The organism is Pseudomonas sp. CFBP 8772 (assembly GCF_014841665.1).
In the GTDB taxonomy this organism is placed as follows: domain Bacteria; phylum Pseudomonadota; class Gammaproteobacteria; order Pseudomonadales; family Pseudomonadaceae; genus Aquipseudomonas; species Aquipseudomonas graminis_B.
Genome location: NZ_JACYUI010000003.1, coordinates 292,981 through 306,811, shown reverse-complemented (window position 1 = coordinate 306,811; position 13,831 = coordinate 292,981). Strand labels below are relative to the sequence as shown.

Here is a 13,831-nt window from a genome sequence, read left to right as displayed (position 1 = left end):
CAAGGGATCCGTCTCTTTTAGCTCGGTCGAGCCGACTTCTTCCGCGAATTCAGAGAGTTAAAGGGGTCCGTCCCCTTCAACTTGCTTCTACCTGAGAGTAATCTATGGTTTGCGCACTCACCTATCACCCCCCAACGGGGTGCAAAAGCTCACGTATAAACGTCACAAACTCCTGCCTCACCTTTGGAAGAACTCTCTTCAGAGTTATGAAATATAAATAAAGAGGTGTCGGATCACCGGAATCCTCAGCTGCCCATTGTTTTCCGTCCCTGAAACAGAAGATCACGCAGCGAGCAAAAATCGATAATTCTAATTCCTGCGTGCCTCGTGTTCGCTCCATAGCGCAGAGCTTCGAGACTTGAGCTTTCACGATACTATCGTCCACATCCAACTTCACACGACCGACTGAATCCCTCAGAAAAAAAACAAGTTCTAAACGTCTTTCTTCAGAAATCGACCTTATTCTTCCGTCATTCAGCAGTTCCAATAAGAATCTCGCGTACTGGCGCCTTAGCTGGTCGAACGACACCCCCCGAGCTACTAGTTGCGCTTCAAGTTCCTCTATTTCGAGCACTTCTTGATGTTCAATCATCTAAGATCCCGTCCCTCACCCCAAGCCGATTCATAACATGTAAACAGGAGTCGCAAAATGGCAATGGCTTACCATCGTTTCTAACAGCCGTGAACGTTGCTCCAGCGGTAATTTTTTTCAATTGAGCCACGCAGCGCACATTATGTTGGTATGCAATCTGACTCAGCACGTCTGCCTCCGCGCACTGACTGTGGAAATATTTGTTTTGATCATCAAGAGGCACTGAGTCGTAGAGTTCTTTAACAACTGGATGGCGAGCACCTTCACCGCCCGCTTGGGTGCTATAACCCGTAGTAGGCTCTGAAGGCGGTTGCAACTCCATGATTCCACGAGTCCCCTTATTGTTTGGTGTTATTCCTTTTTTTCGTTTCAACCCCAGCGGGTCAAACCACCCTGTCGGATTCGGTACGTACTGATAGAGGTTTAGCCCACCCGAATACCCAATCGGATCCTTGCTGATAAAGCGCCCGACCCTTGGATCATAGTACCGATGCCGGTTGTAGTGCAGGCCAGTTTCGTGGTCGTGATACTGGCCTTGGAATCTGATTGGGTTGGTCAGACCGATCTGTTGGGCGAACTCCGAACGGTTTTCCTGTGCTTCGCCCCACGCTTTGTATTGGGCGCTCCAGGCGGTGTTGCCGTTCTGGTCAGTGATTTCCTGCGGGGTGCCCAAGTGGTCGCATTGGTACCAAGCCAACGCAGCAATCGCCAGCGCCACCGGTTTGTAGTTCCAGAGCGGGTCTTCTTTGAAGTTGTAGCGACCCTCGTAATTGGGCTGGCTTACCAGGCGGATTGTTTCGTGGCGGATGGCCTGGGCCACCGGGACAAAGGTGCCGGGTTCGTGGATGTAGTGGACGGTGCGGCCGAGGGCGCCGGCGTATGGCGGGGGGCTGCTTTCCCAGGCGAGGTTGTCGCCGTCCCAGCCGTAGAGGGTGAAGCCGCAGCCGAGTTCGCGCTCTTTGCTGGCGTGTGCGTTTTCGTTCCAGCCTGTGCCGGCTTCGGGACGTGGCTTGTAGTGCGCTTTCGAGAATTTGTAGAGGCGGCGTCCGAGGGGGTCGTAGCCGAAGTCGACAGTCAGGCGCGAATCTCGGAAGTGCACCAGACGATCAAATAGATCCCAGTGAAGCTCGCTGCGCAGGCCGTTGGTCCAGCGCTCAGTCTGGTTGCCGCGCTCGTCGTATTCGTAGTGGCTGCCGGCGTAGTCGCGCAGCAGGTTGTCGATCAGCTTGTGGCGGACTGGCTCGGGATCTAAAGGTCGGCGGACTGGCGCGTCGCTGTCGTTGAGCAGGTTGCTGGCCGGGTCGAAAGCGAAGGTTTCCACGCCCAGGCGGCTGGTGGCATTGATTAGTCGGCTGACGGGATCGTATCGGTAGCTCAACTCCCCACGGCGGCTGTCGTCGATGTCGGTGAGTTGGCCGGCGGCGTCGTAGGTGTAGGCGCGTTTTATGAGCGTGGATTTGTCGTCTGCTCGTCCTAGCAGTTGTTCTTGGAGGCGTCCCGCCGGGTCCCATTGTTGGGTTTGCAGCAGTTTATTGCCTTGGTGGCGGGCGACTTCGCGATGCAGATCATCGCGCTCGTAACTGAGGAGTTCGTGCTCGTCCAGTTTCAGCCCCAGCAGATGACCGCTGCCATAGGTCAGCCAACTGACGCGATGGCCGTCGGGGCGAATGGTCGCGATGCGATTATTGAGCGCGTCGTACTCGTGCTGCCAGACGGCGACCAGCGGTTCTATCAGGCTGGTGTAGTGCTGATGTTCGCGCAGCAGGTTGCCGGCCGGGTCGTGGAACCATTGGAGCTTGCTGACGGCGTTGGTCGCCATGACCAGATGGCCATTGCCGTCGTAGGCGAAGGTTTCGCTCTGAGGCTTCTCCCCGAGGGTGGCGCGGCGTTCGGTCAGGCGGCCCATGGGGTCGAAGGTCAAAGCAATGGAGCGCTGCCCGTTGATAGTCTCGGCAAGACGCCCGGTTTCGGGATCGTACTGATATCGAGTCGAACGCTCATCAAAGCCGCGCTCTTCCAGCAGCCTACCCACAGGGTCGTAGTGAAAGTGAGCGCGGCGCTCGTTTTCGTTTTCCAGCGCCACCAGCCGGCCAAGCTTGTCCCAGCGGTAACGCAGGGTTTGTTCGGCGGCATCAACGCGTTCGGCGATGAATCCCGCAGCGGTGTAGCGCCACGTCGTGCAGCGTTCCAGGCCATCGGAGTGGGCCAGCAAACGACCTTCGGCATCGCGGCTGAAGCGTTCTTCGGTTTTGTCCGGATGCTTGATCAGGACCAACTGACCGGCTTTGTATTCGTACGTCGTGCTATGCCCAGCAGGGTCGGTGAAGCGAACCATCTGGCCGCGTTCGTCGTACTCCCAAGCGCTTACCTTCCCGGAGCAGTCGGTGTACTTAACGAGTTGTCCGGCGTCGTTGTAGGCCAACGCCTTTGTATTGCCGTTGGCGTCTTTGATCGCCGTAGGAAGGCCGAATGTGTTGTAGGCGTATTCAGTGACGTTCTCTAGGGGATCAATCGCCTCGATTAGGTTCCCGCGAAGGTCGTAATCCCGTTTCCAAAGCCCGCCTTCGCCATCGCTGATCTTGATCAGGTGGCTTTTATCGTCGTACGCGTAATTCATCACGCTGTGATCAGCGCGGGTGTGTTCGGTCAGGTTGCTCAGCTTGTCGTAGCGATAACGATCCGTGCTGCCGTCGGTGTGGACGTGGCGGATGATGTTTTTTGCAGCATCACGGAAGAACCACTCCGAACGCCCGTCCGCGTGGCAAATGCGATAGGTGTAGCCGAGGCTGTCGTAGAAATGCCGGGTTTCGTGACCGAGCGCATCGGTTACGTAGGTGAGACGAATGTTTTCATCCCACGCCAACCGAGTATCAAAACTGCCGTCGTCAGCCCATTCGCGCACGGCTTTCGCGTCGGGGCCCGTGCCTTGCCACTGCAGATTCAAACCACGATTGGTGCGGTCGGTGTAGCGGGTAATCAGGTGGTTCTGATACTGGTAGCGCCAGGCAGCGCCGTTCTCGTCCTGGGCCATAACAAGGTCACCAAAATCATCGTACTGATAAGCGCACAGTTGCCGTTTGACGTCGCCGTTACGAACTTCCCAAAGCCCCGTCAACCGTCCCTGATCATCAATCAACGTGCCGATTCGCAAGTGGACTTTACGGGCGTCCTTTTCCCGATAAGTCACCAATTCAGAGAGCACCGAATGCCCATCATGCCGATGCTCGTGATGCAGCATCACCCCGGCACCATTGGGCAGCACCTTGTTGATCAAAACAAAACGCAGACCCCGCCTGATGTAGGTTTCCCTGTGTTCCAGGCCGCGCATCAGCACTAACCGATCTTTGCTGAGGCGAATAACGGTCAGGTTTTCAATGGCGTTGAAGTGGAACAGCTTGACCTTGGGCAGAGGGAATTCATGGCTGCGGCCATCGGCATCATGAAACACCAAGCCCTCATCCACACAATCAAAGCGCGTGGTAAACGGCGTAATCCACCGCGCACCAATAACGTCCTGATCGTAGGCATCCAGACTCGAGCAGTAGGTGCGCGTCCACTCAATCGGAAACGGCCCCGGCAGACTGAAATCGGTATGACTGACCGACTCTGAGCCCATCGAAAAGCTGATGCTCTTGATGGTCGCCGCACAGGCACAATTCTTCAGCTCGTTAGGCCGCCCCTTGGCAGGCGTCTCCCGCTGAACCTTCTCAAGTTTGCCTTCGCCGGCCCGGCGCTTGGCCTGATTAACCACCCCCGGCTTGATGTTAAAGGCCTGGCCATGCCCATTGCGCGACCGCCAACTGACGACCGCATCACCCAGCGTCAGCAGCAACGAACCAATGGAATTCTGAACTCCAGGATCAGCCAGACCAGTAATCTGGGTCCGAAGCTCCGGCGCCATGGCGCGCAACAATTTGGCCTGTCTGACCACCTCTTTTTTAACGGCTTCAGGCAACAGATGTTCAACGGCGCCGTTGACAGCACCCTTGCCCGCAGCAACGCAAACCTCCGCAGCCGCCGCAAAAATATTGCCAATCGCCGCCTGAGGATCGTAGGCCCAGAGATCCCCAGCGGCCTGAACTAACTGCTCCGCCTCAAGCAAATCGGCCTTGGCGTTTAGCCCCGGGTTAACCAACTTTTCAAGACCAGAAGCGATCTCAAAAAGCACCCCTTCGCCCAGCTTCCCCGCGTCATCGAGAATGCCAGCAAGTTTGGCCTGCGCCTGCGTCACAAAATCATCAAGCGTCCCAACGATGTCGGCGTTGAGGTGCCCAATCAGCACCTCAACCAGCGAGTCTCCAAGCACCAACTTGCCCGCCTGACGCATCTCCTGACGCACCAGAAACAACGTCGGCCGCAAGCTCATGCGCGCCGCCGCCATGGTCGGCGGCGTCGGCAGCACGCCAATCAAATTGATGCCCAAACTGACCCAATCCAGCGGATCACGCTTCTCGCTCGTCGCGAGCCGAACGATGTCATTCAGCGCATCGACCAGCGCCATGACGTTGCCCACCACAGGCAGAAAGCCCGCAGCGCTCTTGATCCTCTCAAGCGAAACCACCCCGCCGCTGATCTCCTGCAGCCAGGCATCGACATTGGCCGCGCCAGCCCCAACGTCCTCAAGCTGAATCAGATCAAGCGGAACGATCGCCACCTGACCATCGCGCTCCCCAATGCCCGTACTCATGACAACTTCTCGCCGGCCAGCAGGCCCGACACTTCAAGCAAGTCCTCATCCACCGTCGGCACTGGCAGGCTCGGAAGCTTCCCGCTTTTGATCACCCCGCTCAGAAGGCCTGAAGCGATCGGCAGAGCCGCGGTCGCAAGCGGCGGCAAGCCCAATCCCGCCGCCCCGGCGTCAACTGCAGCCTTCATGACGTGCGCAACATCCCAATTCTTGGTCGGCAGCCCTTCACTAACCGCCGCGTCTAACGGCGCCGGAACCTCGCCCGCACTCGGCGGCATGACCGGCCATTCGGGCGTGCCGATAAAACTGCCGTCTGCCCAGGTGTCGGCCGGGTCCTTGCCGAAGGCCACCCTTCCAGGCCCGGGTGCAGCGCCGGGAACCGCCGCGAAACCCTTGGCATCAAGCGAGCCTTTGAGCCGCTGGCCCAGAGCATCGATCACCTCGAAGCCGCCACCCTGAATGCCTTGCTGACCCGCGTACTGGTTGAACAGCTGAAGGTCACCCTCGCCCGGCTTCGGTGGCTCGGGGAACACGCCGGCGAGGTTTTTCGCCGATGTGTAGGCAAAGTTGGCGGCGTGGGCGGTGTACGGGCCGGTGGTGACGTGGGTGATGCCGGCGGCATTGTAAGTGGTGGCGCTGCCGCCGCCCTGAATCACCAGCTCGGTTTTGGCGGTGAGGGTGATGCGCTCGGCGTTGGCGGTGATGTTGAGTTTGGCCAGCAGGTTGATGCTGTCCTTCAGGGCGCGCACGTCGATGTCACCGGAGGCGGCCACCAGACGCCAGCCGAGGCTTTGCACGAACAGGCGCATGCCCTGGCTGGCGCTGGCCAGCAGGCGTTTACCCACGGAAAAGCTGGTGTGTCCCGTGCTGCTCAGCGCCAGGTGTTCGCCGGTGGCGATGTGGCTTGAACGCGGCGTGGTCAGGGCGATGCCGGCCGGGCTGGCGAGAACCAGATGGGGTTCGGTGAACTCCGGAAACTCATTGGCGCTCTTGTTCGCCGGACCGCTGCCGAGCACGCCCTGGTGCTGGGCGTGCAGGGCTTTGGCGACGTCATCCTGGTCGCCGGGTTCCTGGGCCTGGACCGCCTTGGCTTGCAGCGCGAAGCCGTCCTGCTGATCGGCGGCAGTGGCCAGGCGTTCTGCGGTTTCCGGCAAGTCCTTGTGGTGCTTGGATTCGTTGGGACGCGGCTCGGTGGTGATCAACAAGCCCGCAGCGGCCCGGACCGCACCATGGCGGTCGGTGCGCAGCTCGAAACCTTCGCCTCTGGGCTGGCCGCCAGCGGGCCGTGGATGGGTCAGGTAGCCGAGGTTGATGGCACTGGCGCCGTGATCGCTGCGCAGGGCAATGCTGATCTCGCTGGTGGTGTCGTCGATGCGCAATTCGTTGGCGCGGCTGCCCTTGTATTCCTTGCTCTTGACCGTGGCCACGGTCTTGAAATCGGGCAGCTTGTACGGCGGCAAGTGAGCGCCGTGGTACAGACAACCGGTGATGAGGGGCTGGTCGGGGTCGCCTTCGAGGAAGGTGATCAGGACCTCCATGCCGACCCGCGGCAGGTTGATCGCGCCGAAGTTCTGGCTGGCCCAGTTCGAGGCCACGCGCATCCAGCAGCTGGTTTTGTCGTTGTGCTGGCCTTCGCGGTCCCAGAAAAACTGCACCTTCACCCGGCCGTGCTGATCGCAGTAAATCTCTTCACCTTCGGGGCCGGTGACAACCGCGCTTTGGGTGCCCAGCACCTTCGGTTTCGGGTGCTCCAGCGGCGGCCGGTAGTGCACGTCCCAGGGCGTCGCGCTGAAACGGTTGCGGTAGCCCTGATGGAAGTCACTTTTCAGGTCGGTGACGTCGCTGGTGATGACTTCTTCCAGCACCTGCGGCTGTTTGCCCTCGTGGAATATCTCGGTGAGCAGCCACAGGTCATTCCACAACGGATTGGCGTGCCCGGTCAGGGCAAGAAAATGGCCGCTGACCAGGCGTGGCTGATCGCTGCTGCCCTCAGCCACCCGATAGTCGCTGCGGTGGCGCTCCAGGGCGCGATGGGCCAGATGGCGGCCACGTTCGCGATCGGCGAAGCGGCCGGGGTAGTCGTAATCTTCGAGGTCCGGGATGGCCGCACTTTTGGCGCTGCTTTCCAGCTGGAACTTCGGTTTGGTGAAGTCGTAGTCACGCCGCGTGGTGCGGCTGGTGCGGGTGTTCATGCGCAGACCGAAGCGCTTGATCACCTGGGCGTCGGCGACCAGTCCGGTGTCCTGCTGGTAGAGCACCGGCGCCAGTTTCGGGAATACCGTCTGGTCATCGCCGAACACCAGCAGATGGCCCTTGGCGCTGTGCTGAAAATGAAAGTGAATCCCTTCCTCTTCGCACAGGCGCTGGATGAAATGCAGGTCAGATTCGTCGTACTGCACGCAGTAGACGCGTTCGGGATAGGTCGCACCGAGCTGAAACCGGTAATCGATGGAGAGAATGCCGTGCTCTTCCAGCACCTGGCTGATGATCTGCTGCACCGTCATCTGCTGGAAAATGCGCTGGTTGATCCGGTGCGCCAGGTAAGCCAACTGTGGTCGCAGGGAAATCCGGTAGCGGGTCAGCCGCTTGCCGGCATCACCCTGGGCGATGCTGTACGCCAGTCCGTGAATCCCGGTGCCGTCGTCGGCCAATTGCAGAAACGTCTGCCCGTGCAGCAGGCTTTCAAGATCGAGCGCGGCCTTTTCGCTGACCAGCTCCAGCTCGAATTCGAACGGTTGGTTGAGGCGCTCCCGGCCGGTGAAAGACAGCACTTGAAACAGTGAGTCCTGCCCATTGAGGGTCAGGCTGAATGGGGCTTGGTTGGCCGGTGCGAACATCCCTTGTTCCTTGTGCGCTGAGGCGGCAGACGTTGATGCAAAGGAGGCGATCAGCGGCTGCGAATGCGTGGAAGGACAGCGAGCCGCCAGGGGTCGGCGGTGCTCTCCGCGGTCTGGGAATCGCGATCAATCAGGGTTGTTCGCGTAACCAGAGGACGACGGAGATATCAAGGGCCGTGCCAGAAGGAGCGCGGCCCTTATGCCACAAGGGTTTGCGGGGGATTTTTGCGGGCTTGGGGTGACGTCGGGTTAACCGTCCAGGGGAATGTGCGCAAGAAGTTGCGCACCCCTGCGCAACTTCTTGCGCATTCCTCTGCACGCGACAAACGACGCCCCATGCAGGGCGCTAAGCAGGCAGTCAGGGGCGGCCCACTGCGCAACTTCTTGCGCATGATGGCGATGGGGAATGACCGGGAAGTTCAAGGTGCGGCAGGGTGTTGGTAGATGCGGCAGAGATCGGCAACATTGCGTCGCCGATCCCCGTGGCGCCAGATCAGTACTCGGCGTCGGCGTCCACCGTATGGGTATTGAACGCAGGCCGTGTTCCGCCCACTCGCGCAAGGAAATACAGCGCCACCCCCACCAGCATCAGTGCCCCGGCGCGCAGCCAGGTTTCGGCGCTTTGCTGGGTCAGCAAAATCAGGCATGACACGATCGCCAGAACCGGCACCCAGGTCGGCACGCGGAAGTGGTCAGCCTCGACGGTGTCCTTGCGCAGGACCAGCACGGCCAGGTTGGTACTGATGAACACGAACAACAGCAGCAGGACCACGGTTTCCGCCAGTGTTGCCAGCGAGCCGGTCAGGGTGAGGATGATCGCGACCACTGTCGTCGCGACGATGGCCACCCACGGCGTCCGCCGCTCAGGCAGCACGTTCGACAGCGCGTTGGGCAGCAGACCCTGGCGAGACATGCCATATGCCAGGCGGCTGGACATGATCATGGTCAACAACGCGCCATTGGCCACGGCCACCAGCGCAATAAAGGCGAACAGCCGCGGAGGAATGCCGAGGTTCGACGCTTTGACCACTTCCAGCAACGGTGCCGAGGAATGCACCAACTGCTCGATGGGCATGACGGTGGCGGCCGCGATGCCGACGCCCATGTAGATCGCGCCGGCGATCAGCAGCGCACCGAACAACGCGCGGGGGTAGACCGTGCGCACGTTGCGCACCTCCTCCGCCAGATTGGCCGAGGTCTCGAAGCCGACGAACGAATAAAACGCCAGCAACGCCGCGCCGAGCACCGCAAACGCGGGGTTGACGCCCTCCTTGAATTGCACGGCGCGGGACAAATCACCGTTGCCGGAGCGGAAGAACCAGACCGCCGCGATGATCACCAACAGCAGGCCCGAGACTTCGATCACCGTCATCACCAGGTTGGCGGACAGCGATTCTTTAATGCCGCGGGCGTTGAGCAAGGCGATGACCACCAGGAAGATCAACGCCACGATATGGGGTGGCAGGTCGATGAAGGGCGCCATGTAATCGCCAGCGAACGCCAGAGACAACCCTGCGGCGCTGGTCACGCCCGCTGCCAGCATGCAGAAGCCCACCAGAAACGAGATCAAGGGCGATTTGAACGCATTGCCGGCAAACACGGCTGAAGCACCGGCGTGAGGGTATTTGGTGACCAGTTCGGCGTAAGAGCCTGCGGTGAGCATGGCGAAGCACAGGGCGATGAGCAACGGCACCCAGATCGCCCCGCCCACTTCACCGGCAATGGTCCCGGCCAGGGCGTACACCCCGGCGCCCAGCACGTCGCCAAGGATGAACAGCAAGAGCATCGGCCCGGTGATCGCGCGTTTCAGTGCTGGGCTCGGTTGTGGCGGCTGCGATGTCATGGGCTGGCTCCGGCGGTGTGGCGGGGTTCGGGATTTGAGTCTAAGGCTGACCCGATTGGACGCCGGAAGTTTTGGCTGTGGGAATGTCAGAACGATCAGCGGTGATCTTAAAGCGGTGTAAGATTCAGACCCCTCATCTCTTCCCGACTAACGCCGGTCATGCACGGGAATTTTCCACAGAGGACCGGCTATTAGCCTGGAACAGGCAGGCAACTTTCAACGGGATCTAACAAGGTTCAAGGGGCGGCTTTAGTTAGATCGCACGCCCTTCAATCAACACGTAGCCCATGGGGAAAACGTCTGAATCAAGCCGATTTCCAACTCACCGCATCGATGCCCAATCGCTCGGCCTTGGGCTTGGAAAGTTTGATGGCTCTGTCACTCCGGTATTTGGGGATGTCGGCCACTCCAGCGTCCACTGCAGCCCAGTGCCACGCCTCAGCGTTATCCATTTGCCTGGCGCACACGTAGAACCATCGTGGCTTGCCATGGAAAAGGTATTCAATGCGGTAGTGTTGGGTATGTTGCATGGTCTTGATCTCGTTCACAGGGTCGATTTCGTTGTTTGGGTTCCATCTGGGTGGACGACTGACTCACCGCGCAGGGTGGAGCTGCAGACCAGGCATCAGTCTGTGGCAGCTTCTTCTAAGGGGATGACCGCATTGAAAGTCTCCATTATCGAGGCCTCAGGCTTTCAAGGGCGGCTGCAGGCCGCGTTATAACCGGGACGTTAAGAACATTGATTCAATGCCAATAAAACAGGCCATACAACGGCCCGTTAAAAAGTTGACCGTAGTGGGCTGAAGGATGTTCATCGCGAATTTGAAATTTCGAGACGAGCGGTTTAATGGATGTTTCAACGCGTTAGTTGATCTAGCGCACCCACCAAAAAGATGTATTAAGTGCGCCAGCGGACGCTAATCATTCATTCGAATAGTTTCGGATATCAGCAATTAACGGCAGGCCGTCGGAGTCACCTGCGGCAATACGCTCGGCCTGGTCACGTCCCCTGACAAGCCCTTGCTCGACGGTCCACCCGGACGCCGGAAGACTCTCCAGATGTTCCACCACCCTTTCGCCATCAGCGGCATAAACGCAAACCAGAACGTCAATGGTGTCGCCATTGGCCCGCGCCCGGACCTCCAGCTGACAGCCGTTCTCCGCCGCTTCGGTATAGTTCTCATCACTCGCTGGTGATTGCGTCCACTCGTTATAAACATCGCCGCGCGCAAACATGAACGTGTCCCTTTTCCTGATCGTTATAGAAGATGGCCAATAGCATTGACTGGGTCGGCAGCGAATGATTCAGCGACCCCGTCAGATCGGCGCCCCGTTGATACGGGCCCTGTCGTCGCTTCGTGAGTTGCGCCGTTCGTCAGCCGAGTCCTGGTCAGGCTGAACCCATCCACGCGGACATCCGTTCCAATGGGGAGGCCGTAGCAACGCAACTCGCCTCGTAGCAAGTTGCCTCCCCCTACGCCCCACTCTTCAACGCAGGCCCGGCAGCCAAGAGCCCACGGTGATAAACGCCCGGGTGGCAGGCACCACGCTGTTACAGAATCTCACCGCGCCGCCGATAGCCCGGGACAGTCATAACGTTTTGCAGCGCTGCAAGTTGTGGGGTGGTCGTTCTTTTGAAATTGCGCGCGTTGGGTCCCTATTTATGAAATTCCCGTCTTTAGATCGATTGAAAGCGCTGGTCTGCGTCCAGCGAGACAATACGCGACTGATGGAAGCGCAATACATCGCGCTGTCCAGGCAGCTGCCGATGATGTACGTCATTCTGCTGATCAACACCCTGGCCCTGGCCGCCACCCATTACGGCGTCGCGCCGCTGTGGCTGACGGTGTACATCCCGCTGTTGCTGACCCTGGTGGGTACCGTACGCGCGGTCCTCTGGTGGCAGAGCCGCAGTCAGACCCTGACCACCGAGCAGATCTTCAAGAAACTGACCCGCACCAATCAGGTCACGGTGGTCATTGCGTTCGGCTTCACGATCTGGGCGCTGTTGCTGTTTCCCTACGGTGACACCTACACCAAGTCCCATGTGGCCTTCTATATGGCGATCACGGTGATCGTCTGCATCTTCTGCCTGATGCACCTGCCCTCCTCGGCGATGATGACCACGGCGGTGGTCAACATCGCCTTCGTGGCGTTTTTTGCCAATGCCGGCAACGCTACCTACACCGCCATGGCCGCCAACGTGTTCCTCGTCTCGCTGGCGATGATCGTGGTGCTGCAGAACCACTACGGCGAGTTCACCCGGCTGGTGAACATGCAGATCCGCACGGAAAAGCTCAGCGACGACAATCAACGGCTGGCCAACGAAGACAGCCTGACCGGCCTGCCCAACCGACGGCAGTTTTTCACCTTGCTCGATCGTGCGCTCAAACAGGCGCGGCACGGCGACACGCGTCTGGCGGTGGGGATGATCGATCTGGACGGTTTCAAGCCGATCAACGACTCTTATGGCCACGGCATAGGCGACAAGCTGTTGCGTCAGGTCGGCCAGCGATTGCGGGCGTTTGCCAGCGAGCAACTGCACGTGGCCCGACTGGGCGGCGATGAGTTCGGGCTCATCATCGTCAGGGCCGGTGACGAAAGTGAGTTGATCAAACAGGGGGAGTCGCTGTGCCGCGCCATGCGTCAGCCCTTCGTGATCGGCGATATTCACGTCAGCATTAGCGCCTCCATGGGTCTGGTGGTGTTTCCGGACCTGGCGAGCAACTCGACCGAGGCGTATGAATTCGCCGATTACGCGCTCTATACCAGCAAGCGCGAAACACCTGGCGAGCTGTGCATTTTCTCGCCGAGTCAGCATCAGCGCCTCAAGCGCGACATGCTGACCGAGCAGGGCCTGCGCCAGGCCAATGTTGCGGAAGAATTCACCCTGGTGTTTCAGCCGATCGTCGACATCCGCACCTCCAGAACGGTGGCGTTCGAAGCGCTGGCCCGGTGGGTGAGTCCAAAGCTGGGCAGCGTCGCGCCGGGGCACTTCATCGGCGTGGCCGAGCGAATTGGCCTGATCAACCGGCTGACGCCGCCGCTGCTTGAAAAAGCGCTGCACGCGGCGCAGTTATGGCCGGCCGATGTCCGGCTGGCGTTCAACCTGTCGGCCCACGATTGCTCGTCGATGGACGCTGTCGAACAGTTGATCAAGGTGATCCGCCAGAGCGGATTCGACGCCTCGCGGCTGGACCTGGAAATCACCGAAACCGCCGTCATCAAAGACCTCGTTCAGGCACAACGGGCGATCAACGCGTTTCGTGAACTGGGTTGCGGCATTTCCCTGGACGACTTCGGCACGGGCTACTCAAGCCTGAGCCAGCTCCACGCCTTGCCGCTGACCAAGCTGAAGATCGATCGCTCGTTCATCACCGACATTCACCAGAACGCCGCCAGTTTCAAGATCGTCAAATCATTGCTGGCCCTGAGTCAGGACATGGAATTGCAGTGCGTCAGCGAAGGTGTTGAAACCGAGGCAGAGCTGGAGGCGTTGCGGACCCTCGGCTGCACGCTGGTTCAGGGCTACCTGTTCTCCAAGCCGATGCCCCTTGAGCAGACGCTGGAGTGGATCGGCTCAACGCCGAGCATGCCCGTGGCGGCGGTTGTTCTGTGAAATCGGCCTGGGAGGGCAACAGCGGCGCTCATCGCTGCTGACAGGAAGGCACCGGGCGTTGCCAATCAGGCGCTTTGCTGGACTTTCATCATGGCCAGGCCGATGAAGCGGCGTGAGTCTTCCTGGAAGTCCCGTTCCACTCGTACGAGCACATTTGCGCAAACCCGCCGACGATCGGTAGATCGACATCTAACTACAAATTTCTGCCGAAGGGTCAATGGCTTACGTCATATCCATTTCGTCATATCGTTAA

At 59.6% G+C, this 13,831-nt stretch carries 7 protein-coding genes; 1 reads left to right on the top strand and 6 read right to left on the bottom strand.

The annotated features are described in order from the left end of the window. Positions 1 to 124: 124 nt before the first annotated feature. The 6 genes from IFT99_RS08225 to IFT99_RS08200 form a co-directional block, all read right to left on the bottom strand. Positions 125 to 592: a hypothetical protein gene (locus IFT99_RS08225; RefSeq protein WP_192131457.1), complete on the bottom strand. Its 468-nt coding sequence runs from the start codon at positions 590 to 592 to the stop codon at positions 125 to 127. Continuing rightward, positions 585 to 5,279 (bottom strand): RHS repeat-associated core domain-containing protein, encoded by a 4,695-nt coding sequence (locus tag IFT99_RS08220; RefSeq protein ID WP_192131455.1) that lies wholly within the window; start codon positions 5,277 to 5,279, stop codon positions 585 to 587. Before IFT99_RS08220 ends, IFT99_RS08225 begins: the two co-directional genes overlap by 8 nt. Continuing rightward, complete coding sequence (locus IFT99_RS08215; protein ID WP_192131453.1) at positions 5,276 to 8,116, bottom strand: type VI secretion system Vgr family protein; 2,841 nt, start codon at positions 8,114 to 8,116, stop codon at positions 5,276 to 5,278. The genes IFT99_RS08220 and IFT99_RS08215 overlap by 4 nt, the downstream gene beginning before the upstream one ends. A gap of 493 nt (positions 8,117 to 8,609) precedes the next feature. Then, entirely contained in the window at positions 8,610 to 9,959 is a 1,350-nt protein-coding gene (locus IFT99_RS08210) for an APC family permease (protein ID WP_192131451.1), read from the bottom strand. 305 nt (positions 9,960 to 10,264) lie between these two features. Next, on the bottom strand, positions 10,265 to 10,489 hold the full coding sequence (locus tag IFT99_RS08205) for a DUF6555 family protein (protein ID WP_192131449.1): 225 nt from the start codon (positions 10,487 to 10,489) through the stop codon (positions 10,265 to 10,267). Positions 10,490 to 10,880: 391 nt separating this feature from the next. Beyond that, positions 10,881 to 11,195 (bottom strand): hypothetical protein, encoded by a 315-nt coding sequence (locus tag IFT99_RS08200; protein WP_192131447.1) that lies wholly within the window; start codon positions 11,193 to 11,195, stop codon positions 10,881 to 10,883. Positions 11,196 to 11,622: 427 nt separating this feature from the next. On the opposite strand from IFT99_RS08200, the gene IFT99_RS08195 reads away from it, so the two are divergent. Beyond that, entirely contained in the window at positions 11,623 to 13,578 is a 1,956-nt protein-coding gene (locus tag IFT99_RS08195) for a putative bifunctional diguanylate cyclase/phosphodiesterase (RefSeq protein ID WP_192131445.1), read from the top strand. Positions 13,579 to 13,831 lie beyond the last annotated feature (253 nt).